The following is a 24,306-nucleotide window of genomic DNA, read 5'->3' as shown; positions in this document are numbered from 1 at the left end:
AATTCAATCGAAATCCGAATGAAAGACGGCCGGCGCATGCACTCCCTCGCGACGCTGCGCGCCAGTTTAGGCGAATCGGCCGTCCGCCGCTCAGCGCTTCACAAAGCGGTAGTGGCCGACGCCCCACTCGTTGCCGCTCGCGTAGCCGAACAATTCGGCGACCGCCATGTAGAACATGCGCCAGCGCTGCCGCCACACGGCGGCGTCGGGTGCGCCGTACGTGTCGACGAACATCGGCGTCACCTGATCGCGCGCGGCGTCGAGCGCGGCGAGCCAGTGATTCGCGGTGCGCTCGTAATGCGTGCCGCTCACCCACCACTGCCGCTCCATGCGCAGATCGTCCTGGAAGTTCAGCAGCAGCGCTTCGGATGGCATCGTGCCGCCGGTGAAGAAGTACTTCGACATCCAGTCGCCGCCGTCCCGCACCTCGAAGTGATCCGCGCAGGCACGCTGCGCAGCGTGCTCGCGGAACATCTCGCGCACGCGGGACAGTTCTCGGTGGTGTGGCCGTCGAACCGCCAGCTCTCGCCGAAACTGCGGGCGTTCGTGGATTTTCTGTCCGAGCGGTTATTCAGCGACTTGTAAGCATCGGCATGGCCATGGATTTCGCACATCGCCCGCTGCGCCGGCACTCGCCGCAGTGCAAGAAAAAAATCTCTGTGAAACGGATTACACGATAGATCGATTCAATTGGCATGCTTGCGGATCGCATCCTGTAATGAATTTTCTGCTGTCCGCGTTCCGTCCGTCCCAACCCACCGGCCTTATCCGGAGAAATCCATGTCGCAGCCCGAGCCTGATGTCAACGAAGTGGTGAGAAGCATCGCAGAAGAAACCGACACGCCGACCGAAACGGTTTCCCGCATGTATGCGGACACGCTGGCCGATTACCGGCTCGATGCGCGCGTATTCGATTACGTGCCGCTATTCGCCGCGAAGAAGGTCCGCAATCAGCTTCGCGATAGCTCGAATCAAAAACATTGACACGATGGCGCGCGGAGACCACCGCCTTTCACCACGACGCTGGTGATGACGCTTGTGACGACGTTTCGCATCGGCTCGCCGGCTCGCGCGCCGATTCTCGCGAACGCGTATCGAAGATATTTTCCCGCTGCTAGACTCTGAGCCTGAGTCATGACTCGGGGGATCTGAATGCGAGTGACAATCGTAGGCGCGGGTATCACCGGCTTGAGTACGGCGTGGTCACTCACCAAGCTCGGGCACGACATCACCCTGATCGAGCAGGGCTCGATTCCGAATCCGCTCGGCGCGTCGGGCGACCGCCATCGCATGATCCGCCGCGCGTACGGCGATGCCGACGGCTACGCGCGCACCATCGCCGAAGCCCTGGATAGTTGGGATCTGCTGTGGAACGACCTGGGCGTGTCCCACTATGCCAACTGCGGCGTGCTCGGTATTTCGCAATTTCCCAACGATGGCGCCGAACAGTTCCGCGCGGGCCTCGACCGGATGGGCTTCGAATACGAACGGCTCGATGCGCGCGAAGCGGCCGCGCGTTATCCGTTTCTCGACCCCGATACATTTCGCTATGCGTACCTCGATCGTGACGGCGGTGCGCTCTTCAGTGAACGCATCGCGCGCGACATGAAAGCGTGGCTCAAGATGCGCGGCGCGGACATTCGCATGCATACCAAGGTGCTTGCAGTCGATCCGCACACGGCGTCGGTGCGGCTCGGCGACGATATGATCGTGCGCGCCGACCAGCTGGTGGTCGCCACGGGTGCGTGGACGCTGCAGCTGTTTCCCGCGCTCGTCGACAACCTGATGACGTACCGCAACGCCGTCGCCTACCTGGAACCGCCCGCGGATCTCGAAGAAGCGTGGTCGAATGCGCCTGCGATCGTCGACATCGGCGGCCAGAGCGACGGCTATGTGCTGCCGCCGCTCGACGGCATCGGCCTGAAGTTCGGCGCCGGCGTGCATAAGGCTCGCGCGCCGGACCCCGACGCCGATCGCGCCGCCTGCCCCGACGAGGGCGAGCAGATACGACGGCTGTTTGCGCCGCCGTTCAGGCGAATCGACGAATATACGGTGACCGAAGTAAAGACCTGCGCGTACACGTTCACCGCCGACCGGCGCTTCTTTTCGAGGCGCATCGGCAATACGCTGGTGGTGTCGGCGTGTTCGGGGCATGGTTATAAATTCGGCGCGGCGGTGGGCCGGCGCGTCGCAGAAGCGCTCACGACCGACGACGACGCGACGCTTGCGCGCTGGCTCAGAGCCGAGATGGTTTGAGCGATTTTCGTTCTGCACCACACGCGGCAATTTCAACGCACGCCACGATGTCCGACGCCAACGCGCTGTTCATCCCCCAGCAGGACGAGATCGTCACACCGCGTATCAGGAACGGCGGGTGATTTTGGTTAGTCCTCGCAAGGGCCAACTGCGCGTGGTGTATTCGTGCAATCGCGCGGACAGTTCGATCATTACGCAGCATCGCAATGTTTGGATCGTGACGTGACGTCACGTGGCGGGACGGATGCTGGGGGATCAAGCAGCGTTCGTATCGAGCGCGGTGTCGCATGCGTGACGCTCATCAGGTTCATACAAGGCGCGGCGCGATTGATCGCCGCCACATCCAGCTCGTGGCTCCATGTTTCGCTCGCGTCGTGGAGCTAACAATGCAGGCGCAAATTTCTTATGCTGACGGGCCGGAAACCGTTATCCGCCTGGCCATAACGGGCCATTCGCAATGGCATCGTCCATGAACAAGGAGCCACCAGCATGTCCGCCCCGATTCAGATCCGCCCCGTTACCCGTGAAGATTTCGACGCATGGCTGCCGCTCTGGGACGCCTACAACGCGTTCTACGGCCGCTCGGGCGAAACGGCATTGCCGCGCGACATCACGCAGATCACATGGGGACGCTTCTTCGACGGCTACGAGCCGATCCACGCGATGGTTGCCGAACGCAATGGCCAGTTGGTCGGCATCGTGCATTTCCTGTATCACCGTCACACGACGATGGCGGGCCCGATCTGCTATCTGCAGGATCTCTATACGCTCGAAACGGAGCGCGGTAAGGGCGTGGGGCGAGCGCTGATCGAAGCGGTCTATGCGCGCGCGAAAGCGGATGGTGCGCAGCGCGTGTATTGGCAAACGCATGAGACGAATCACACGGCGATGAAGCTTTATGACGGTGTGGCTGACAAGTCGGGGTTTGTGGTTTATCGCAAGGCGTTGTGAGGGGACGGTGAATCCGCGCGAGCGGTCGGTGTACACGGTCGTCAAATGAAGGAAGTTCGCGATCACCCGTCACCTGAAAACAAAAGGCGCACCACCCGGTGCGCCCTTCGTCTCCCTACTATCGCGGTACTCAACCATCAACCGCCCACCAAACCCCTCACCCCTTCAAGCCTCCAGCTGCTCCAGCACCTTCCCCTTGGTCTCGATGCCAAGAAAATGCACCGCCATCGCCGCGAGAAACGGCACTGCCGCGAGAATATAAAACGCCACCTGCAAGTTGCCGCCGATCATCGTCTTCGACACGATCGCCGGGGCGAAAATCGCCGCCACCTTGAGCCACGCGCCGCCGACACCGCAGCCCATCGCGCGGATACTGGTCGGATACAACTCCGGCGTGTACACGTAAGCAGTAATGAAACCGCACGCGAGGAAGCCCAACGCCAACGCGCAGAACGTCGCCACCACATACACCGACGAACCGTGGAACACACCCGCCAGCACCAGAGAAAGCGCGCATGCGATGAACGACACGTTGATGATCGGCTTGCGTCCCACCTTGTCGACCAGCAACGCGCAGGTCAGCGAGCCCAGCACGCCGAGCACCGAAGCCGCCACCGCCAGATTCAGCGCGAGTTGCAGCGGCGCGTGATAAATCGTGCGATAGATCGTCGGCAGCCAGGTCGACAGACCGTACTGGATGAAGCCGCAAGTAATCCACAGCATCGCGACAGCCAGCGTGCGCTTCAGATAAGCCGGGCCGAACAGATCCGCCATGCGGCGCTTCGGATGACGATTCGCCATCGCGTCGAACTCGGCCGCATTGACCACCGGCGGCAACGGACCTTTGCTGGCGCGTTCGAACGCATGCACGGCGGCGTCGGCATCGGCCATCCGTTCACGCTCGGCGAGCCAGCGCGGCGATTCCGGCACCAGCTTGCGCAACACGAAGAACAGGATCAACGGCATGCCGCCGATGAAATACATCGCTTGCCAGCCGAAGCGCGGCACGATCCACGCACCCAGCGCGTTCGAGGCGAGCAGGCCGACCGGAAAAACGATTTCATAGAGGAGCACGAAACGTCCGCGGCCATGCGCGCGACTGATCTCGTTGATATAAGTCGCGGCCACCGGCAATTCACCGCCGAGCCCCAAACCCTGGATCACACGCAGCACGACGAACGCGGCGAACGTCGGCGCAAAACCGCACGCAATACTCGTGATGCCGATGATCCCCGAGCTCAGCGCGATCGCCTTCACGCGGCCCTTGCGCTCCGCGTACCACGGAAACACGAATGCGCCGATCAGTTGCCCGACCGAACCGGAGCCGATCAGAAAGCCGATCTCCCACGGCGTCAGTTGCCACTTCGCGATCAGGATCGGCAGCGTGGCCGCGATCGCGATCACGTCGAAGCCGTCGAAGAACGTCGCGAGTCCGATCAGAATGCGCGCGCGCACCTGCATCGCGTTCTTCGGCAACCGCTCGAGACGCGCGATGATCGAGCCCCGGGTCACGGGGCCTGAGACACCGGCGCTGCTGCGGTCTCCGATGGTGTTGTCGATGGTTCTCATGCCGTGGTGCCGTCCGTAGATGTGGTTAGGCAAGCGCCGTCGAGGCGTCGGTCAGGGTGGCAAGGTCGATGGTTCGGCCTTGGTTCATCCATTTGCGCGAGAGTTTCAGCTCGCGCGGCGTATTGATCGCGATCACGCCGCGAATCGCGCCGTCTTCCAGATGGAACAGGGTCGCGCGTTTGCCCGGCAAATCGCCGCGCACCGCCAGTTGCGCATCGCCCGGAATATCGCCGAGGATTTGCAGGTTGACGTCGTACTGATCGGACCAGAACCACGGAATATCCGCGTACGGTTCGAACGTGCCGAGCAAGGCCTTCGCCGTACTGATCGCCTGGTTCTGCGCGTTGGCCCACGATTCCAGCCGCACGCGACGCTTGAGCCACGCGCTCGGATGATTAGCGACATCGCCGCACGCGAAAATGCGCGGGTCGTCCGTGGCGCCGAAATGATCGACGACGATGCCGTCGTCCACCTTCACGCCCGCCGCTTCAGCCAACGCCGTGTGCGGCGTGAGACCGATGCCGGCCACCGCGAAATCGGCGTCGAGCGTCGAGCCGTCCGCGAAAGTGGCGCGAATCCGGTTGGCGTCGTGCGGATGATCTTCAAGCTTCACGAGCGACGCATTCAGGCGCACGTCCACCCCATTCGCACGATGCAGTTCGAGCAGGAAGCCGGACACCATCGGCGGCAGCGAGCGCGCACACAGACGCGGCGCGCCTTCCACCACGGTCGCGCCGACGCCGAGCTTGCGCGCGGTGGCCGCCACTTCCAGGCCGATCCAGCCGCCGCCCACCACCAGCACGCGTTTGCTTGCGCGCAGCCGCTCGCCGAGCGCGACGGCTTCGTCGAGCGTACGCAGGTAGGTAACGTGCGAGGTCTTCACGAGCGCATCCGGCAGCTTGCGCGCCGCGCCGCCGGTGGCGATCACGAGGCGGTCGTAGTGCACTTCGCGGCCCGACTGCGTGCGCACGATACGTTGCTCGCGATCGATCGAACTCGCGCAATCCGGTTGCCACGCTTCGACGTTCAGCGCATCGAAGTCGTCGGGCTTGACCAGCCGGACGGTGTCGATATCCGCTTCGCCGGCCAGCACGGCCTTCGACAGCGGCGGACGTTCGTACGGCAGGTGCACCTCGTCGGCGATCATCACGAGACGGCCGCCGAAGCCTTCCTTGCGCAGCGTCTTCACGACCCAGCCGGCCGCCTGGCCGCCGCCGATCACGACGATCGTGCGCGGCGCTTCGAGCCCGGCATGCGCCGCTTGTGCCTTTTCAGTAGCAGCGTCAGTCATTTTTGCGCTCCGTCATGAACTTGCCTTCCGGCGCCTTCGCGTTTTTCTGGCGCCGCGTATTGCCGTCGATACCGCCGTCGATCGCCCATTCGGCGAACACCGTCGGCCCCGGCTCGAAATCGCGCGGCTGCCAGTCGGGCGTGAGCTGGTCTTCATCCGCGTAGTACTCGATCAAACCGCCAGCCGGATTCTGGAAGTACCAGAAGTACGCCGACGACACCGGATGACGCCCCGGCCCGAGTTGCGTATCCCAGCCGCAGCGGCTGATGTGCATGCCGCCGCCGAATACTTCGTGGATGTCGCGCACGGTGAACGCGACGTGATTCAGACCACGCTTACCGTTGGGGAGCGCCAGCAGGAAAATGTCGTGATGGCCGCCGTGCGGCGCGCAGCGCATGAACGCGCCGCGGCCCGGGTAACGGTCCGACATTTCGAAGCCGAGCAGCGCCTGGTAGAACTTTTCCTGTTCGGCGAGCTTGTTCGTGAAGAACACGACGTGGCCCACTTCGACCGGCTCCGCACGTTCGTAGATCGGCGACGGCTGATCGACGCGCAACGTCTGGCCCCACACGTTCGACGGCGAACCGTGCACGTCGAGCGCGCGCTTGCGGGTCACCTCGACGCGGATCGCCATACCGTTCGGGTCGATGCAGCCCACTGCGTCGTCGGTTTCGAAATGGCCCGGCTGACCGGCGAAGCGGCCGCGCAATTCGTCGAGTTCGGCTTTCGTCGCGACGCCCCAGGTCACTTCGCGCAGCGTCGGGCCTTCTTCGAAAGCGGGCGGCAGCGACGGGTCGTTCGCGTCGACGGCGAGTACCGTGCAGCCATTCAGCGTTTCGAAGCGGGCGTGCGTCTCGTCGTGTGCGGTCTCTTTCAAGCCCCAGTCCGCGAAAAAGCGGCGGCAGGTGGCGAGATCCGTCACGCCGTAAATAATCTGTTCAATGCCGAGAATTGTCATAACGTGCCTCTTGCGTATTCAGTTTGCCCACGCCAGCGGCGCGTCGTTCAAGCCCCAATAGAGGCTCTTCTGTTGCATGTATTCGCGGATGCCCAGGCGGCCTTTCTCGCGTCCCATGCCGCTCTCTTTCCAGCCGCTGAATGGCGTCGAGATCGAGAACAGCTTGTAGGTGTTGATCCAGATGGTGCCGGCTTCGAGTGCACGGGCGATCCGATACGCGCGCTTGTAGTCGCGCGTCCAGATGCCGGCGGCGAGGCCGAACACGCTGTCGTTCGCATCTTTCAGCAGCGCGGCCTCGTCGTCGAACGGCATTGCTACCAGCACCGGCCCGAAGATTTCTTCCTGGCAGATGCGCGCGTCGTTGGTGAGGCCTTCGAGAATCGTCGGCTGAAAATACGTGCCGGCTTCGCGGCCGTCGCCGACCGGACGTTCGCCGCCGCACAGGAGGCGCCCGCCTTCTTCGAGACCCAGCGCGACATAGCGCTCGACCGTTTCGCGATGTGCCGCCGTGATCAGCGGACCCATCTGCGTTTCAGGACGCAACGGATCGCCGACGCGCAGCTTGCGCGCGCCTTCGGCCAGGCGCTTCATGAACGCGTCGTAGATCGAGCGCTGCACGAACAGCCGCGAACCCGCGATGCACGCCTCGCCCGACGAACTGAAAATGCCGTACAACACGCCGTTGACCGCGTGATCGAGATCGGCGTCGTCGAACACGATGGTCGGCGACTTGCCGCCGAGTTCGAGCGACACCGGCATCAGCTTGTCCGCCGCGATGCGCGCGATGCCGCGGCCCACTTCGGTGCCGCCCGTGAACGACACCTTCTTCACGAGCGGATGGCGCACCAGCACGTCGCCGATCACCGAGCCCTTGCCGGGCAGCACGCTGATCACACCCTTCGGCACGCCGGCTTCTTCGCAGATGCGCGCCAATGCCAGCGAAGTCAAAGGCGTGACTTCAGCGGGCTTCAGCACCACCGCGTTACCGCCTGCCAATGCCGGCGCGAGCTTTTGCGCATCCGATGCAATCGGCGAGTTCCACGGCGTAATTGCCGCGATCACGCCGATCGGCTCATAGAGGCTCATCGTCAGATAGTCGCCGCGCGAGGGCGTCACTTCTTCGTCGAGCGTTTCGAGGCAGGCCGCGAAATAGCGGAACGTGTTCGCGGCGCTCGCCACCAGCACGCGCGTCTCGCCGATCGGCTTGCCGTTGTCGCGGCGCTGCAATTGCGCGAGCGCTTCGTGGCGCGTCATGATGAGATCGGCGATGCGGTACAGGATCAGCGCGCGTTGGTGCGGCTTCAGACCCGACCAGTCCGCGCGGCGCCATGCGAGGTCGGCGGCTTTCACCGCGTCGCGGGCGTCGTCGGCATTGGCCGTCGAAATTTCCATGTTGACCGACTGATCCGCCGGATACAGGCTTTTGTACGGGTTGCCACGCCCTTGCCGCCATTCGCCGCCGATGAAAATATCGCCGGTGGGCACGAGGCTGGTATCGAAGTGAGTCATGTCGGTCATTCCGGTTTGCTTCAGCTATTCAACTATTCGGCCAAGGTCTCAGATCACGCAGCGCGCCGCGCGATTGCGCAGCGCGCGCATCGCGCTGTACGCGGTCAATGCGGACGTCTTGGGGTTGTCCGGCAGCGGCTTGCCGCACATTTCCAGCGACATCTCGCCGAATGCGCCACGCGCCACGATGCGATGCACGTTGCGCGTCACGTTCGGATCGGCAATCAGCCGGACCGTGGTGTTGTCCAGACCGAGGCCGGCCAGTGCGATCGTCGCGGCAACGTTGGCGTTCTTCGGATAGAGCCGCGCCGCTTCCCGCGCGCTGCCTTCGAAGATCACCCGCTCTTCGTTCAGCGTATTCAGGTCGCACAGCTGTTCGGCCGGCGTGCCGAGCCAGCCGGTCGGCGGCTTGCGGCCCGTGTACAGCACTTCGTCGAGACCGCCGAGCTTGGCCGCGGCCAGCGCGTCCACGCCGCCGATCGCGCCGGACAACAGCGTGAGCGTCGCGTCGCCTTCATCGGCGGCGGCGGACAACGCGTCGAGCAGCATCATGTCGGACAACGCACCGATCGACGCCACCGCGCAATCCGTGCCGGCTTTGAGCAAGGGCACCACGTGATCGACCAGCGCGCTATGGCCCGCGCATTCCAGCGCGAAATGCGGCTGGCTGCTCAATGCGGAAACCGACGTCACCACATCCACCGACGCACCCACCACTTCGCGCACCGACGCCATGTGACGCTCCGGCACGATCACGTGCGACACCCTCACCGTCGGATCGGCGGCGACCGCGCGGTACACCGCCTGGCCGATCGCGCCGAAGCCGATCATCGCGACGTCGACGGGTGCGTGATGCCCCGCGTAGCCGGCCTCATGCATGTTCGGGCTCCTGTTCCTTGACCGGCGGGCCCGCGAACGCGGTCGCGAACGAGCCGACCGACAGCATGTCCACTTCGACCAGCACCGGGCCGGTCTTCGCGATGCCTTCGCGGATGATCGCATCGGCCTGGTCGAGCGATTTGATGCGGTAGTGCGTGAGCTTCAGGCTCTCGCAGAACTGCGCGAAATCCGGCTGATGCAGATCGACGTAGCAGCGGCGGCCGCCGTATTGCGCGTCCTGGATGTTGCGGATCACGCCGTAGCACTGGTCGTTCATCAGCACGATCATCACGTTGGCGTTTTCCTGCACGGCCGTCGCGAGTTCGCCCACGTTGACCATCAGGCCGCCGTCGCCGACGAGGCACACGGTCTTCGCGGCATTGCCCGCGAGCGCCGCGCCGATGCCCATCTGCATGCCCTGGCCGATGCCGCCGCCGAGCGCATGCACGCCCGCACGCGGCGAGAAGATCTTCAGCATGCGGTTGCCCCACGTGCTGTTCGAGATCGTGACGTCGCGCACCCAGTTGTAGTCGCGGCCCACGGCCTCCTGCAGCGCGTCGACGAGGCGCTTGTACGGGCCGAGGCCCTTGCCCACGTCGGCGACTGCGCGCTCGCGCGCGGCGGCCAGATCCTGTGCGAACTTCGGATCGACCTTCAGGCGGCCTTCGAGCAGCGTCGCGAGTTCTTCGAGAACGGCCGATGCATCGCCATGAATGAACATCTCATTGCGGTAGCCGCGGTTGTCGGCGAGCGCGTCGGCGTCGATGCGATACAGCGGTTGCGGCAGCGCGAGCTTGTATTTCAGCGTTTCATTGCCGCGCAGACGCGAACCGACGACGACCAATGCGTCGCAGGTCTTGTAGAAGCTCTCGACCGCCGCATGCACGTTGAACGCGCCGAGCGTCGCCGGATGGTCTTCGGGCAGCACGCCACGGCCCTGCACGCTCGTCACGACGCCAAAGCCCAGCGCGACCAGGCGTTCGACCGCCTTCGTCGCATGACGCGTGCCGCCGCCCAGCCACAGCAGCGGGCGCTTCGCGTTGACCAGTTGCTCCGCGAGTTGCGCGACGCGCTGGCTGCAATGCGTGAGCGTCGTGACGTGCGGCGCGGCCAGATCGGTGGGCCATTCGATTTCGGCGGCCTGAATGTCGATCGGAATCTCGACGCTGACCGGACCGCTCGGCGCCGTTTGCGCAACGCGCACGGCTTCGCGGATGGTCGGCAGCGCGGTTTCGACCGAGCGCACGCGGAACGCGGCCTTCGAGATCGACGACAGCATCGACAGCTGGTCCGGCGCTTCGTGGATATAGGCGAGGTCCTGGTCCAGATACTCGGTTTCGATCTGGCCGGTGACGTGCAGCAGCGCGGTGCCGGCGGTCAATGCTTCGACCATCGCGCCCGCCGCGTTGCCCGCCGCGGTGCCGGTGCTGGTGAACGCGACGCCGAGGCCGCCGGAGACGCGCGCGAGGCCGTCGGCCATGTTCACCGCGCCGGCTTCGCCGCGCGCGCCGACATAACGGATCTTGCCGCGGTGATGAATCGCGTCGAGGATCGGCATGTTGTGGATCGAGATCACGCCGAATGCGGTTTGAACGCCGCATTGCTCGAGGAAAGCGGCGATCAGTTCGCCAACGGTGGTTTTGTTAGACATGTCGTGCAACGCCTCCAGAAACATCGATGTGACTGCCCGTCGTATAGGACGACAGCGTCGTAGCCAGGTAAAAGAGCGCTTGAGCGGCTTCTTCGGGACGACCGAAGCGGCCTAGCGGAATGTTTTTCTTGCGCGCCAGTTCGGCGGTCCAGTCTTGCCAACTCTGGCCCGGCTGCGCTTCTTTCGCATAACGGCGGCGCCACTGACCCGATTCGACGATGCCGATCAGAATCGAATTGACGCGGATGTGCTGCGGCGCGAGTTCCACCGCGAGCGACTTGATCAGGTTTTGCACGCCCGCACGCGCCGATGAAGTCGCCACCATGTGCGGCTCCGGTTGCAACGCGAGCAGCGAGTTCACGCAAACCACCGTCGCGTTGCCCGCGCCGCCCCCGGCTGCATCGCGCAGCATCGGCAGGAACGCGCGGGTCGGGCGGATCACGCTGAAGTACTTCAGGTCGAGTTCTTCGCGCCAGGCGTCGTCGGTGGTGTCCGCGAACTTCGATACGCGGCCCTGGCCTGCGTTGTTCACCAGCATGTCGGTGCGGCCGAAGCGTTGCTGTACCGCTTGCGCGAACGCGTTGACGTCGTCTGCGTTCAGCACGTCGCAGCTTTGCGCCAGCAGTTGCGCGTCGGGGAACTGCCCCTTCAGCGCGGCTTCCGCCTGGGCGAGACGGTCGGTGTCGCGGCCGCAGATCGCGACCGAGGCGCCCGCCCGCAGAAACAGTTCGGCGGTCGCGAGGCCGATGCCGGACGAACCGCCCGTCACCACCGCCACCTGCCCGGTCAAGTCGATTTGAATCATCGGAGTCCCAGTGCCTTCATGTATTTGCTGCCCGCGTTCGGGCCGTTCTTCGGCCGATAGTTGAGCCGCTGCGAAAGTTCGTCGGCCGCGCGTCGGACCTTGTCGATCAAGCCGCTGTCGAGCAGCGATGCGTCGATCTCGTGGCGCGGAATCGTCGTCGTGATGACCGCGACGATGCGGCCCGTGTCGTTGCGCACCGGCGCGCTGACCACGGAAATGCCGCGCTCGAACGACGACTCGCTGAGCGCGAAACCGCGCCGCGTGTCATCGAGAATCCGCTCGTACAGGTCTTCGACGGTGGCGGGCGTCTGCTTCGTGAAGCGTTCGAGTTCCGGTTCCGGGTAGAGCTTCTTCAGATCGTCGAGCGTCATGTCACCCATCAGCACCTGGCCGTGCGTGGTCGCATAGGCGGGCAGGCGGGTGCCGACGTTGACCTTCACCGAACTGAAAATCGGCGTATGGCTTTGCGCCTTGGCGACGAACACGACATCGCGTCCGTCACGAATCACGATGTGGCTCGTCAAGCCGGTTTCGGTGCGCAATGCTTCGATGATCGGCAGGCCGAGGTCGGTCAATTCGAGCGAGCTCAGATATTCGAAGCCGAGCCGCAGCACCGCCACGCCGAGGCGATAGTTGCGGTCCTTGTCGGCGCGTTCGAGAAAGCCGAGCGATTCAAGCGTTTGCAGCAGACGGAACACGGTTGTGCGAGGAATCTTCAGGCGCCGGGACAATTCCGGTGCGCCGAGAACCGGCTCGCGCGGCGAGAACTCGGTCAGAATCTTCAGACCGCGCTCCAGACCCGGCACGCGGTAGCCGGAATCGCTACCGGTGTCGTTGCGCTCGTCGTCCGCGTCGCGCTCGGCGTTGATAGTGTCGGGCGTCATTCATTGGCTCCGTTGTCCGCCGCTCACGCGGCAGAACGTGTCGATGATCGCGGTGTACGCGGCGGGTGCTTCGATATAGCCGGCGTGTCCCGCGCGCGGCACGACCTGCAATTGGGTGCCCGCAGCGAGGGCGATTCGCTCGCAGGCTGCGGGAGGGGTGATGGTGTCGTCGGCGCCGACCGCGACGCTGACGCGGCCTTTGAAGCGCGCGAGGTCGCGCGCGAGGTCGGCGTTGGCGAGCAGATGGGTGGCTTGCGCGTAGCCGTGCGGAGTCACGCGCGACATGTTCCAGCGCACCCAGGCACGGGATTCGTCGTCCGCGTGAGCGGACAGCATATTGCCGCTGCGTTTTTCGGCGAGACCTTGCGGGCCGAGTTCGTTCAGCATGGCGAGGCGCTGATCGCGTTTCGTTTCGCGCACCTCAGCCGATGCCGCGCCGTAACCGCCCGCGGGCGACAGCAGCAGTAGACCGGTCACGCGTTGCGGATGAGCCGCAGCGAACGCACCGGCGATGATGGCGCCGAGCGAATGTCCCACCAGCACGCAGCGTTGGATGCCGAGCGCGTCGAGCCAGTCCTTCAGTACGGTGGCGTAATCGTCGGCAACGGGCGACGCCGCCGCGACCGGCGTGGACGCGCCATAACCCGGCGCGTCCCACGCCAGCACACGGCGGCTCGCGCCGAGTACGTCGAACTGCTGCACCCACGATGCCGCACCCGAACCGATGCCGTGCAGTAGCACGAGCGGCAGCGCGGCGCTGTTGGCGCTGTTGGCGGCGCTACCGGCTTCGCGATAGCTCAGCGTGCCTTGCGAGGTCAGCAAGACCTGCCGCGCCGGAGAGCGCGCAAGGCGTGCTTCGAGCGTGGCGTGCTGATCGGCGGTAACGGACGGGACTGCGGACATGATTTCCTTCGCGGGTGTTTTCACAACGATGCGGCAGGCTTAGCGCTTGAGCTTGGCCAGCGGCGAATCCGGCGGATACGTCGGCGTGATCGGCTTCGGCGAACCGAGCATCACGCACATCAGCGCGTCTTCTTCGCCGATGTTGATTTCCGTGCGGTATACGCCCGGCGGCACCGAGATCAGATCGCGCTCGCCGAGCACGGCTTCCCACGTTTCACCGTCTTTCTCGCAGATCACTTTCATCTTGCCGCGCAGCACGAAGAAAATTTCTTCGACATCCATATGAATATGGCTCGGGCCAATGTTGCCGGCCGGGATCACCATCGTCGAGAACGTGAAGCCGCCCGCGGGCACCGTGTTCATGTCCTTCGCGACGCCCGTGCCGCCCGTGCCGACATAGCGCATTTGCGCGCGGCGATACTTCGGGTCGTAGTCGGCCTGGAACTTCAGCGCGTCCCAGTCGTAGCGACGCGTTTCCAGGCGCGCGACGCGGCTGTCCAGCCATTGCGCGAAGCTCGCATCCACGGGTTGGTCCCACGATTTGCGTTCGATATCGGCGTCCGCCATTTCTTTCTCCTTTCGATTCGACAAGATCAATTCATCACGAAGCCGCCGTTCACCGGCAGCAACTGGCCGGTCACGAAGCGCGCGGCGTCGGACAACAGGAACAGCACCGGCCCGGTCACGTCGTCGGGCACTTGCGCACGCGTGAGCGCGCGGCCTTGCAGGTAATACTCATGACGCTCGGCGGGCACGTACGCGGTGGCCTCGACTTCGGTGAGGCCCGGCGCGATCGCGTTGACGGTCACCTGATGGGCGCCGAATTCGCGCGCCAGCGAGCGTGTCATCGAGATCACCGCGCCCTTGCTCGCGACGTACGCGAGCAGCTTCGGCGCGCCCCACATCGCCGTGTCCGACGCGATGTTGACGATGCTGCCGCGGCCCGAGTCGCGCAGATACGGCAGCGCGGCGATGCTCATGAGCCAGGTGCCGCGCACGTTGACGTTCATCACGGCGTCCCACGTCTGAACCGACAACTCGTCGGCGAACTTGCCGCCGGAGTTGGTGATCGCCGCGTTGTTGATCAGCGCGTCGATGCCGCCGAGTTGCGCGGCGCCTTGCTGCGCGAACTGTTCGATGCTGACGGGGTTGGCGAGATCGAGCGGCAGGCAGGTCGCGGCATGGCCTTGCTCGCGCAATGAGGCTGCGAGCGCCGTGCCTTCGTCGTGCAGCACGTCGCCGAACACCACTTGCGCGCCGGCTTGCACCAGCGCACGGACAAACGCCGCGCCGAGGCCGCGCGCGCCGCCCGTCACGAGGACGCGCCGGCCATTGAGCGCTGCGTGTGCGTCGTTATGCATGGCTGTGGCCTGCTGCTTGCGTCGCGGCCGGCGCGGCTGCCGCCACTTGAGCGCGATGCGCGTCGAGCTCGGCGAAGTGCTGTTGCGCGCGCTGGCGCAGCATGCGGCGCACACGCGTCATGCCGACGTCGTGCTGATAGAGGAATTCGTGGTCGCGCGCGTTCGGCGCCATGCTTTCGAGCACATAGCGGTCTTGCTCGAGCACGGCCCAATGCAGACCTTCAAGACGGTTGCGATACAGGAAGCGCCATGCGTCGCGCTGCCAGCCTTGCACCTTGCGGGTACGCCAGAAATAGACCTGGCAGTTGTCTTCGTCGACGGGTACGGCGAAGCCGATGATCCCGAAGCTGCCGCCCGGGCCGAACTTCTTCTTGTACGGAATCGCGAGGCGCATCCACAGGGTGCCGGTTTCGCCGAGTTCCACCCAGTCGAAGTTCACGTCGCGCTGGCCGACCTTTTCGAACATCAGACCGGTTTCGGTCTTGCGCACGCGCATGTCGGCCTGCTTGTCGCCTTCGGCCATCGAGTGCGAGCTCGCGTGCAGATACGCGCCGTGCATCGGGTCCATCACGTTGTCGATCGCGTACTGGTAATTGCACTTCCAGTGCGACATGCACAGGAAGCTCGCGTACTCCTCGCCGACCAGTTCTTCCGGCAGCGTGAGCGGCGCGGGTTCCTGATGCGCGTCGTCGCCGAACCACAGAAAGATCGCGCCGGCGTGCTCTTCGACCGGATACGACTTCACGCACTTCTGGCCTTCCAGCGGACAGGCCGACACGGCCGGCACTTTCTGGACCGTGCCGCTGCCGTCGACCTCGATACCGTGATACCAGCACGCGACGCTGCCGCCGAGGTTCCAGCCGAGCGACAGACGAGCGCCGCGATGCGGGCAGCGGTCTTCGAGCGCGCGGACTTTGCCTTCCTTGTCGCGCCACAGCACGATCTGGTCGCCCAGGCGCGTGATGCCGACCGGCGCGTCGCCGACTTGCCAGCTCGGCGCGACCGGATACCAGTAGTTGCGCAGACCTTTGTTCAGGTACGACTGGATCGGGTCGGCTGCGCCTTGAGTTGTAGTGGGGGACGTCATGAAGAGACTCCGGGTACGGATGCGATGAAACGTGTTCGGGAAAGCGCGCTTAGTCGGCGAGCAGGCGGAATTCGGTGGCGAGACGCTCGGCGTCCCACGCAGTGCCTTCCGGCGTACGGAAGCCGATACGGTTCAAACCGTCGACCACCTCCTGCAACTCCATCGCGCCCGCTTCGAAGACTTTTTCGAGCGCGTCGCCGAAGTCGTTCTCGTATTGGGTCGGCTCGGCCTTGCGCGTTTGCCAGATGAAGTTGTCGGTTTCGCCCGGCTTCTCGATCACGCCCTTGCCTGCGACGTTGTTCGGCTGCGGCGCGAGCCACGGTTTCAGGAAAGGATTGAAGTTCACGGCTACCTCACGCATGTCATGCCACCTTGATCTGGATTTCTTCGCCTGCGAGACGTACGGAATACATCTTCAGGTCGCGGCCGCCGGGCTCTTTCAGACATTTGCCGGTGGGGATATGGAACACGGCCTCGTGCAGCGGGCACTCGACGGTGTCGCCGTCGATAAAGCCTTGCGTCAGCAATGCGTATGCGTGGGGGCAAACATTTTCGAGTGCGTAAAGCTCGTCACCCACCTTGTAGATGCCGATTTCGGTGCCGTCGAGTTTGAACTCGAGCGGCGCGTCTTCGGACAGGTCGCCGGCATGGCCGGCGCAGCGCCATTGATCAGTCATTTCTCGCCTTCTCCTGAAGCTCTGTGTTCCACATAAGGAACATCAGTTCGTGTATGGATGATTATAGGAGTGGCTTCGGCGAGAAAAAATAAAAATCTGAAGTCGCAGGGGAAAACACTGACTGTGGCGCCCACGACACTGCTCGAAGGACTCCGCGAGATGCTCACGAGCCGGCTCCAAGTCTTATCGGGCTTGGGTTTGCGCCGAATTTTCAGGTCAATGCATGACGCATTATTCGGGTTTGTACGGGGTCCGAAAATTTATTTTGACCACTTCTAGACTCACTATACTTTTCCATAGGCGATACAAACGCCCATAGGTGAAACATAAAGCAGAGCAGTTTTCGCGCATAAACCCGCAACTGCATTCAACCCCAAAGCAAGGATCAGGGACGACGCATTTGGCGCAAGCCAGCGTCGTGTGATCAGGAGAACCAACGGTGAAGCACATCATTGCAGCCGGCTTGACGGCAATCTGCGCGACCACAAGCGCATGGGCGCAGAGCAGTGTGACGCTATACGGCAGCCTGGATGCCGGTATCGCGTACGTCAGCAATGTGGGAGGTCATTCCAAGTGGATGATGGAACAGGGCAACATGCAGCCCGACCGCTGGGGCCTGAAGGGCGTGGAAGATCTGGGTGGCGGTCTGAAGGCGATTTTCCAGCTTGAGAACGGCTTCTACACGAACACTGGCGCGTTCGCCAAGTCGGGCACGCTGTTCAATCGCCAGGCGTTCGTCGGCTTGAGTTCCGACAAGATCGGTGCGCTGACCTTCGGCCATCAAACGCCGTTCAGTTTCGACGTGCTAGGTCCGCTGAGCACCGCCTATCTGGCCGCGAGCTGGTATGCGTTCCATCCGGGCAATATCGACTCGCTCGCCGACACCGGCGTGGTGCCGTTCGACAACTCGGCGAAATTCCGGTCAGCAACGTTCGGCGGCTTCTCCGTTGGCGCGATGATGGGTCTGGGCAACACGACCAATTTCTCCACCGGCCGGACAATGAGCTTTGCGCTTAGTTATGCAAACGGTCCGTTCAAGGCGGGCGCGGCGTATTCGAACGAACACGACCGTACGCCGTCGATCGTCACGACCGGCATCACCACGTTCCAGGGCGTGCCATCCGCCAACTATGTCGCCGACAAGGTTCAGAACATGGGCGCGGGCGCGTCGTACCAGTTCGGCAAGCTGCTGGTGCACGCGTTGTACACGCGTGTGAAGCTGGAGTCGGCGGGGCATTCGGACACGTACCAGAGCTACGACGCGGGCGCGAATTACCAGTTCACACCGTTCAACACCGTGGCCGGCGGTGCCGCGACGACGACGTTGGCCGGGCATCGCTGGACGCAATTCATGATCGGCGATATCTACGCGCTGTCGAAGTCTACGCAGGTGTATGTGAACGCGCTGTATCAGCGCGCGGGTTCGGACACCAACGCCGCGTTCTTCACTGCGGGTGTGTCGAGCGGACGGAACCAGACGATTGTCCTGACCGGCATCCATCATTCGTTCTGATCTGTTGAACGGACAGTGAGAGTGGTGTGAAATACGCAGTCCGGCTGCACGCGCAACCGGACTTGCGAACCAGCGCTGACGCCACCGTCAGCGCTGGCTCAGCTTGCCGCGACCTGCTTGCGGCGCGCCTGAGCCGCGGTCGGATCATCCGGCCGGGGACGATAGCTGAGACGCTCGGACAGTTCGAGCGCCGCCTGGCAAACGGCGATGACGAGCGGCTCGCGCTCTTCGGCTTCGCCGATATCCGAGCGCGGAATCGTGACGGTCAACGCGGCCACAATCTTGCCGCTCTGATCGCGCACCGGCGCGCTCACCACCGAAATGCCCCGCTCGAACGACGCCTCGCTCAGCGCATAACCGAGCGCCGCGCTTTCGCGCACACGTCCATACAACTCTTCGACGGTAGCCGGGGTGCGTTCGGTGAATCGTTCGAGTTGCGGCTCGGGATACAGCTGCCGCAATTCCTCGAAGCTCAAATCGCCCATCAGCACCTGGCCGTGTACCGTCGCATGGGCCGGCAAACGCGTACCGACGTGCACTTTCACCGAGCTGAACATCGGCGCATGGGTTTGCGCTTTGGCGACGAACACGACATCGCGCTGATCGCGAATCAGCAGGTGCGTGCTCAGACCGGTGACGTCGCGCAGACGTTCGAGAATCGGCGTGCCGACGTCCGTCAGTTCGAGCGAACTCAGATATTCGAAACCGAGCCTCAGCACCCCGACGCTCAGGCGGAAATAGCGGTCGCCGTTGACGCGCTCGAGAAAGCCCAGCGCTTCGAGCGTCTGCAACAAGCGGAAGGTGGTGGTGCGCGGAATGCCGATACGCTTGGACAATTCCGGCGCGCCGAGCACCGGCTCGCGCGCGCTGAATTCGGCGAGAATGCGCAGGCCCCGCTCGAGGCCCGGCACCAGATAGGTCGATGCGCCGGCGCTCTCTTCGTCGGCGGGATCGGTGGAAGCGGCGGCGGCGTCCGTTTGCGGCAACGCCGCATCGTCGCTCGATGACGAGGCGGCCGCGCTACGTGGCTTCGTCAGTTTGCGTCCCGCTCCTGTTTGCTCTTCTTTTGCCATCTTGGGCTGCCGTTTTATGCTGTTCATCATGGTCAGACCAGCATGATAGCGCGAAGCGTGCGGCGCTCATTAACGGGCGGCGGCCGCGGCTCGGAAGCGACGCGACTATCGTCGCCGTGACCCATTGCGGAAAGGCTGCGCGGTGCTATTCTTTGATCCGGTCCATTGCGCTGGGCATCACTGCCGCGCTCTCGCTCCGCTCAAGCGTATGGAGGCCACGATCATGTCCAGTTCCATTCAGATCCAGGTTGCCGACTCGCATCTATATCCGGGCTGCGCAGTCAGCATCGCGCATCTGCCCGAGCCGGCCGGACCAGCCGCTGCGATCGTCGAATTCGCGGACGGCTCGGGGGCGCATGCCACCTGTCGCCGGCGCGCGCATGACGAACTTGAGTTGAACGTCGACCGCTATGCAACGCAACGGCGTCATCCCGTGGATGCGCGGCATTGGCTGCTGCTCGCCGTCGATGCAACGCACAATAGTTGGCGCGTGAAGCGTCGGCTGCCTTAGCCCGCGAGGCCACCCGCCTCCACGAATCCGCAACCGGTGCCGCGCGCGCCGCCCCGAGCGGCGGTCATGCGCCCGTCACGTCCACTTCGGAACTCACCGATGACCGACCACGATTCCAGCCTCCCGCCGAACGCCGACACCACGGCTCACCATCCCGCCGACACCCCCGACGATCCCGACCGCCGCCGCGTCCTCAGCGGGCTCGCGGCGGTCGGCCTCGGCCTCGCGCTGACGGGCTGCAAGACCCACGAGCCTGAGGCGAGCGACGGCGCACCGCGCAGCGCCGCCGACTTGCGCCTCGACGCCGCGCTGCACGATCAGGTCAAACACATCGTGGTGATCTATGCGGAGAATCGCAGCTTTGCGAATCTGTACGGCAATTTCCCCGGCGTCCAGCATCCGCTCGACGCGGTGAGCGCCGAGCGCTATCTGCAACTCGACCGCGACGGCAAGACGCCTTTGCCCCGCTTGCCCGCGATCTGGGGCGGGCTCGTGCCGCAAGCCCAGCAAGTGGACGGCCGGCGCTTCATGATCGGCCAGAACGATCTGGATCATCTGCACAACCGCCCTTTCCGCATCGTCGATGCGCACGGCGCGCCGCTGCCGACCGGCGTGATCACGCGCGATCTGGTGCATCGCTTCTATCAGAACCAGATGCAGATCAACGCCGGCCGCAACAACCAGTTCGCCGCGTGGGGCGATTCCGGCGGACTCGTCATGGGGCATTACCGCAATTCCGCCGATTCGCTGCGCCTGTGGAATCTCGCGCAGCAATACACGCTGTGCGACAACTTCTTCATGGCGGCTTTCGGCGGCTCGTGGCTGAACCACATCTTTCTGATTTCGGCGCAGGCGCCGTTCTATCCCGACATCCACAACAGCCCGGCGAAGAAACTGGTGTCGGTGGTGGAAGGCGACGATCCGACCGGCACGCGCCTGAAGATGGCGCATGACTCGCCCGCGTCCGCGCTCGACGGTCCGCCGAAATTCGTCAACGACGGCGCCTTCACGGCCGATGGCTATGCCGTCAACACGATGGCGCCGCCGTATCAACCGAGCAACGTGCGCCCGGCCGAAGGCGGCAATCCGGCCTTCGCGGATCCGTCGAATCCACGCGTGCTGCAACCGCAAAACTACGCGACGATCGGTGACCGGCTGACGGACAAAGATGTCGATTGGGCGTGGTATAGCGGCGCGTGGCAATACGCAATGGAGCATCAGGATACCGGCGCGGTGCCCGACTTCCAGTATCACCACCAGCCGTTCAACTACTTCGCCAACTACGCGCCGGGCACGGCGGCACGGCGCCGGCATTTGCGCGACGGCGGCCTCGGCAACGACGCGTCGACGAACCGGCTGATCGCGGATATCGATGCGGGGCGCTTACCCACCGTCACGTTCTACAAACCGCAAGGCGATCTGAATATGCACGCTGGCTACGCAGACGTCGAATCGGGCGACCGTCACATCGCGACGGTGATCGAGCATATCCAGCGCGGCCCGCAGTGGGCGAATACGGTCGTGATCGTCACCGTCGATGAAAACGGCGGCTGGTGGGATCCGGTTGCGCCGCCGCAAGGCGACCGCTGGGGTCCGGGGTCGCGGGTTCCCGCGCTGGTGATTTCGCCGCTGGCGAAGAAGGGTTACGTCGACCACACGGTGTACGACACCAACTCGATTCTTCGCTTCATCAGCCGCGTGCACGGGCTGACGCCGCTCGATGGCGTGCGTGCGCGGGACCGGGCGTTCGCGAGCAATGGGCTGGCACCGCTGGGGGATCTGACGGCGTCGCTGGATCTGGCCTGAAGGCGTTTGGCTGGCGAAGTGGGATTGGCCGGCGGCGACGCGCGCGCTCTATTGCGCCGCCGCCGCGTGCAGTTTCACGATCACCGCGTCCGCAATCTCCTGCGCCGTCTTCCGGATCGTCTTGCTCTCGTCGCCGCTCGCCATCACGAACTTGGCCGCGATCACATACGGATTCAGTTTGATCGCCGCGCCCGGCATGGTCTTGCTGCCGGCCCCTTCGACCGCCTGATACAGCGGCGGCAAATCGGCCGCGCCCAGACTGTCGCAGGACACCGCCACCTGGATATCGTTCTGGCCCGCGCCGAAGCCCACCATCGCGCGTTGCAAGCGATTGCCGTCGTCGACGCTCAGAAACACGCCGCGCACTTGCCAACCGGCAGCCGGCGACGGCTGTCCCGGCGCGATGCGGCGCGCATCGACACCGCCCTTCTTCAGATCTTCCGTCAACGCGTCCGCCATCTCGTTCACGATTCGCGCGGCGTGCTCCTGCGGATTCTTCTCCTGGCCCTCTGGTCCTGGTCCGGCCGGCAGCAAACCGCGCAGCCGACGCACGCGTTGCCCCGGTCCGCTATCCGGCGCGATGTTCGCCACATCCAGATCGAAGTTCGACACATAGACGACCGGCGCGGGTGCGGCGAACGGCACGCTGTCCGCTGCCGCCACGCTGAGCGGAGTCGCCGCGCTCAGGCATGCCGCCATCATCGTGAATTGCAGAAACCGACGCAGCATGGCGCGCCTCCGCGACCGTCATCGTGACGTCGGCTATCGTACTGCCGCGCGCAGCGGGCGTCCGTTTTTTTCGTATCCGATCCTCATACCTTTTGCCTTGCATAACGCGCTTCACCGCATAGACTGTTAGAGGATTACTTCGCACTTTGTACGGAACCTGCCATGCGACTGACCATCCTGATCAACGGTTCCGATCCCACCGTCAACCACGACTACGCTGTGCTATGGCTCGACACCGACGAACACCGGTGGTCGAGAGAAGCGCATCAAGGGATCGATCTGCCCCCCTGGGGCGAGTTGCACGACGAAGACGGCGTCACCACGCTCTGTGCGCCCCGCACGGATGCACCGTTATGTACGCTGCGAGGCTTGCACGTGGACCGCAAGCAACGCGTGAGCGCGGCGCAAGGCGCCGCCGCCTGGACTGGTTTGCCGACCCGCGCGCCGACCAGTGGCTTCTGGCGCCTGCAAGCCGTCGACCGTCAAACGGTTCGCGCCGAAAACAGCGTGTTCGGTAATTAAGTTTTAGCGTCTTTTTCAAGAGCCGATTGTGTCGGTCGAAAGTTCCGTTCACGGCTCGCGTTCGCTCGTGCGCGCGGGCGTTTGTACGCCGTGTCACCTACTTTCATTCTGCGTCGCGTGCGGTTAAGCCGGTCTTAAGCATGCGTGCGTAGAGTCGAAAGTCCACGCATTAGGGTCGCTGCAAAGCGGCCCGTTTTTTTGCCCGCGCGATCTCTCTTCTTTCTCTCCGTTTGCCCTGCATGTCCGGTCGCCCGATGAAGGCTCGCGACGCTATACTTGCGCCCCCAATCCCTCGACTGACTGACACATGAAGAAGTGGTTCGCCTGTCTGTTATTCACCGTTGCCGCTCACGCGAGCGCGGCGCCGTCCTGTTCCCAGTTCACACCGAATGCGCAATGGCCCGTTCTGACCAATCAGAAGATGGCGCCGAAAACGCGCATGCTGTGCTATAGCGATTTCGCGGTTCTGCATTCGGGCATCACGCACGGCCCGCTCTGGTCTGCCGAACATCTGACGCGCGACCATATCGAAGCCGCGAAAGACATGGTGCGCACCAACAAGTTCTTCGAAGATGCGCGTTTGCCCGACGGCGAAGGCGCAGCGCTCGCGGACTACAAGCGCAGCGGTTTCGATCGCGGCCATATGAGTCCGGCGGGCAATCGCTGGAATCAGCAGGCGATGGCACAATCGTTCTCGCTCGCCAACATCGTGCCGCAGAATCGCGAGAACAACCAACGGCTGTGGGCGCGCATCGAAACGTCGGTGCGCAAGATCGCGGTGTCGTACGACGATACCTACGTGGTCACCGGACCGATCTTCAACGGCCAGCAGTTGCAGACCATCGGCGCAACGCGCGTGTTCGTGCCGACGCAGTTGTTCAAGGTCGTCTACGTGCCTTCGCGACAACTGGCGTTCGCGGTGGTGGTGGACAATGTCTCGACCAATCGTTATGACATCCGGACGATTCACGAACTCGAAGCAGCATCGGGCATCCGTTTTCCGGGCATTCCGGAAAACCTCAAGGACCAGCGACCGGGAGGACTCAAAGGTGTTTAAACCCTATTCGAACGATGACGACGTACTCAACATTCAGGGCGACGCGCTCACGTTGAGCAACGGCACGACGCGCGTCGTGCTGAACGGCACGCTGGAACTGACGCAGGATCAGCGCGGACTGAAAGCGGCGCTTGCATTGAAGGAAGCGGTGGATGCGATCGTCGCCAGCTTGCAGGCGCAAACGAATCTGCCGGCGAAGGTGAAGGACGAGCCGGATGCGAAGCCGGGTGTCGTCCAGAATCCGTTTCAGTGATGCTTCAGGTATGGCTCTAGCGAAACACGCGTGATGCGAAGGCGAGGGTAAAGCTCGCCGC

The 24,306-nt window shown here is 63.9% G+C and carries 25 protein-coding genes and 2 pseudogenes; 10 read left to right on the top strand and 17 right to left on the bottom strand.

Features of this window, described 5'->3' with window-relative positions:
- Nucleotides 1–90: 90 nt before the first annotated feature.
- Nucleotides 91–450 (bottom strand): annotated as a pseudogene (locus ACZ9H4_RS33945) (SAM-dependent methyltransferase); the annotation flags it as partial.
- Here ACZ9H4_RS33945 and ACZ9H4_RS33940 point away from each other — a divergent pair.
- From ACZ9H4_RS33940 to ACZ9H4_RS33925, 4 genes and pseudogenes are all read left to right on the top strand, one after another.
- Nucleotides 451–585: pseudogene (locus tag ACZ9H4_RS33940) on the top strand (LysR family transcriptional regulator); the annotation flags it as partial. It abuts the pseudogene before it with no gap.
- A gap of 195 nt (nucleotides 586–780) precedes the next feature.
- Entirely contained in the window at nucleotides 781–984 is a 204-nt protein-coding gene (locus ACZ9H4_RS33935; protein ID WP_408141996.1) for a DUF3562 domain-containing protein, read from the top strand.
- Between the two features lie 168 nt (nucleotides 985–1,152).
- A complete protein-coding gene (locus ACZ9H4_RS33930; RefSeq protein WP_476122555.1) occupies nucleotides 1,153–2,256 on the top strand; it encodes an NAD(P)/FAD-dependent oxidoreductase in 1,104 nt (367 codons plus the stop codon).
- A gap of 489 nt (nucleotides 2,257–2,745) precedes the next feature.
- Nucleotides 2,746–3,207: a GNAT family N-acetyltransferase gene (locus ACZ9H4_RS33925; protein WP_408154180.1), complete on the top strand. Its 462-nt coding sequence runs from the start codon at nucleotides 2,746–2,748 to the stop codon at nucleotides 3,205–3,207.
- 165 nt (nucleotides 3,208–3,372) lie between these two features.
- Here the strand turns inward: ACZ9H4_RS33925 and ACZ9H4_RS33920 are convergent, their stop codons facing one another.
- The 14 genes from ACZ9H4_RS33920 to ACZ9H4_RS33855 are packed head-to-tail and all read right to left on the bottom strand — an operon-like array spanning nucleotide 3,373 to nucleotide 16,781.
- Nucleotides 3,373–4,776 carry an MFS transporter gene (locus ACZ9H4_RS33920; protein ID WP_476122554.1) on the bottom strand — a complete coding sequence of 468 codons (1,404 nt, stop codon included), beginning with the start codon at nucleotides 4,774–4,776 and terminating at the stop codon, nucleotides 3,373–3,375.
- 25 nt (nucleotides 4,777–4,801) lie between these two features.
- Nucleotides 4,802–6,067: an NAD(P)/FAD-dependent oxidoreductase gene (locus tag ACZ9H4_RS33915; protein ID WP_476122553.1), complete on the bottom strand. Its 1,266-nt coding sequence runs from the start codon at nucleotides 6,065–6,067 to the stop codon at nucleotides 4,802–4,804.
- On the bottom strand, nucleotides 6,060–7,025 hold the full coding sequence (locus tag ACZ9H4_RS33910) for a VOC family protein (protein WP_408141986.1): 966 nt from the start codon (nucleotides 7,023–7,025) through the stop codon (nucleotides 6,060–6,062). Before ACZ9H4_RS33910 ends, ACZ9H4_RS33915 begins: the two co-directional genes overlap by 8 nt.
- 18 nt (nucleotides 7,026–7,043) lie before the next feature.
- Nucleotides 7,044–8,534 (bottom strand): aldehyde dehydrogenase, encoded by a 1,491-nt coding sequence (locus ACZ9H4_RS33905; RefSeq protein ID WP_476122563.1) that lies wholly within the window; start codon nucleotides 8,532–8,534, stop codon nucleotides 7,044–7,046.
- Between the two features lie 48 nt (nucleotides 8,535–8,582).
- Nucleotides 8,583–9,413, bottom strand: a complete 831-nt coding sequence (locus tag ACZ9H4_RS33900) for an aspartate dehydrogenase (RefSeq protein ID WP_476122552.1) — start codon at nucleotides 9,411–9,413, stop codon at nucleotides 8,583–8,585.
- A complete protein-coding gene (locus ACZ9H4_RS33895; protein ID WP_408141982.1) occupies nucleotides 9,406–11,064 on the bottom strand; it encodes a thiamine pyrophosphate-binding protein in 1,659 nt (552 codons plus the stop codon). Before ACZ9H4_RS33895 ends, ACZ9H4_RS33900 begins: the two co-directional genes overlap by 8 nt.
- Complete coding sequence (locus ACZ9H4_RS33890) at nucleotides 11,057–11,869, bottom strand: SDR family oxidoreductase (RefSeq protein ID WP_476122551.1); 813 nt, start codon at nucleotides 11,867–11,869, stop codon at nucleotides 11,057–11,059. Before ACZ9H4_RS33890 ends, ACZ9H4_RS33895 begins: the two co-directional genes overlap by 8 nt.
- Nucleotides 11,866–12,753 (bottom strand): IclR family transcriptional regulator, encoded by an 888-nt coding sequence (locus ACZ9H4_RS33885; protein WP_476122550.1) that lies wholly within the window; start codon nucleotides 12,751–12,753, stop codon nucleotides 11,866–11,868. Before ACZ9H4_RS33885 ends, ACZ9H4_RS33890 begins: the two co-directional genes overlap by 4 nt.
- Nucleotides 12,754–13,656, bottom strand: a complete 903-nt coding sequence (locus ACZ9H4_RS33880; RefSeq protein WP_476122549.1) for an alpha/beta fold hydrolase — start codon at nucleotides 13,654–13,656, stop codon at nucleotides 12,754–12,756.
- Nucleotides 13,657–13,695: 39 nt separating this feature from the next.
- A complete protein-coding gene (locus ACZ9H4_RS33875; protein WP_408154172.1) occupies nucleotides 13,696–14,223 on the bottom strand; it encodes a cupin domain-containing protein in 528 nt (175 codons plus the stop codon).
- A 26-nt stretch (nucleotides 14,224–14,249) separates the two neighbouring features.
- Nucleotides 14,250–15,017, bottom strand: coding sequence for an SDR family oxidoreductase (locus tag ACZ9H4_RS33870; protein ID WP_476122548.1), 768 nt, complete (start codon nucleotides 15,015–15,017; stop codon nucleotides 14,250–14,252).
- Entirely contained in the window at nucleotides 15,010–16,104 is a 1,095-nt protein-coding gene (locus ACZ9H4_RS33865; RefSeq protein ID WP_408154168.1) for an aromatic ring-hydroxylating dioxygenase subunit alpha, read from the bottom strand. The genes ACZ9H4_RS33870 and ACZ9H4_RS33865 overlap by 8 nt, the downstream gene beginning before the upstream one ends.
- Before the next feature lie 49 nt (nucleotides 16,105–16,153).
- Nucleotides 16,154–16,465 carry a recombinase-like helix-turn-helix domain-containing protein gene (locus tag ACZ9H4_RS33860; protein WP_408141967.1) on the bottom strand — a complete coding sequence of 104 codons (312 nt, stop codon included), beginning with the start codon at nucleotides 16,463–16,465 and terminating at the stop codon, nucleotides 16,154–16,156.
- A 1-nt stretch (nucleotide 16,466) separates the two neighbouring features.
- On the bottom strand, nucleotides 16,467–16,781 hold the full coding sequence (locus tag ACZ9H4_RS33855; protein WP_168664133.1) for a non-heme iron oxygenase ferredoxin subunit: 315 nt from the start codon (nucleotides 16,779–16,781) through the stop codon (nucleotides 16,467–16,469).
- Between the two features lie 439 nt (nucleotides 16,782–17,220).
- Between ACZ9H4_RS33855 and ACZ9H4_RS33850 the strand changes: the two genes are divergently transcribed.
- The gene (locus ACZ9H4_RS33850) at nucleotides 17,221–18,294 is read left to right on the top strand and encodes a porin (protein WP_408141965.1); all 1,074 of its coding nucleotides are present in this window, start codon (nucleotides 17,221–17,223) and stop codon (nucleotides 18,292–18,294) included.
- A 98-nt stretch (nucleotides 18,295–18,392) separates the two neighbouring features.
- Here ACZ9H4_RS33850 and ACZ9H4_RS33845 read toward each other — a convergent pair whose 3' ends face one another.
- Nucleotides 18,393–19,367: an IclR family transcriptional regulator gene (locus ACZ9H4_RS33845; RefSeq protein WP_408141964.1), complete on the bottom strand. Its 975-nt coding sequence runs from the start codon at nucleotides 19,365–19,367 to the stop codon at nucleotides 18,393–18,395.
- Nucleotides 19,368–19,590: 223 nt separating this feature from the next.
- Between ACZ9H4_RS33845 and ACZ9H4_RS33840 the strand changes: the two genes are divergently transcribed.
- On the top strand, nucleotides 19,591–19,878 hold the full coding sequence (locus ACZ9H4_RS33840) for a hypothetical protein (RefSeq protein WP_408154166.1): 288 nt from the start codon (nucleotides 19,591–19,593) through the stop codon (nucleotides 19,876–19,878).
- A gap of 99 nt (nucleotides 19,879–19,977) precedes the next feature.
- Nucleotides 19,978–21,684 (top strand): acid phosphatase, encoded by a 1,707-nt coding sequence (locus ACZ9H4_RS33835; RefSeq protein ID WP_476122547.1) that lies wholly within the window; start codon nucleotides 19,978–19,980, stop codon nucleotides 21,682–21,684.
- A gap of 48 nt (nucleotides 21,685–21,732) precedes the next feature.
- Here the strand turns inward: ACZ9H4_RS33835 and ACZ9H4_RS33830 are convergent, their stop codons facing one another.
- Nucleotides 21,733–22,413, bottom strand: coding sequence for a DUF4410 domain-containing protein (locus ACZ9H4_RS33830; RefSeq protein ID WP_476122546.1), 681 nt, complete (start codon nucleotides 22,411–22,413; stop codon nucleotides 21,733–21,735).
- Between the two features lie 162 nt (nucleotides 22,414–22,575).
- Between ACZ9H4_RS33830 and ACZ9H4_RS33825 the strand changes: the two genes are divergently transcribed.
- The 3 genes from ACZ9H4_RS33825 (at nucleotide 22,576) to ACZ9H4_RS33815 (ending at nucleotide 24,245) form a co-directional block, all read left to right on the top strand.
- Complete coding sequence (locus ACZ9H4_RS33825) at nucleotides 22,576–22,935, top strand: DUF3564 domain-containing protein (RefSeq protein ID WP_408141956.1); 360 nt, start codon at nucleotides 22,576–22,578, stop codon at nucleotides 22,933–22,935.
- A 307-nt stretch (nucleotides 22,936–23,242) separates the two neighbouring features.
- The gene (locus ACZ9H4_RS33820; protein ID WP_476122545.1) at nucleotides 23,243–23,992 is read left to right on the top strand and encodes a DNA/RNA non-specific endonuclease; all 750 of its coding nucleotides are present in this window, start codon (nucleotides 23,243–23,245) and stop codon (nucleotides 23,990–23,992) included.
- Nucleotides 23,985–24,245: a hypothetical protein gene (locus ACZ9H4_RS33815; protein ID WP_042326559.1), complete on the top strand. Its 261-nt coding sequence runs from the start codon at nucleotides 23,985–23,987 to the stop codon at nucleotides 24,243–24,245. The genes ACZ9H4_RS33820 and ACZ9H4_RS33815 overlap by 8 nt, the downstream gene beginning before the upstream one ends.
- Nucleotides 24,246–24,306: the final 61 nt, after the last annotated feature.

The organism is Paraburkholderia sp. TE9906 (assembly GCF_056279605.1).
Note: the sequence above shows the minus strand (reverse complement) of the source record. Positions and strands in the feature narration are given on the sequence as shown.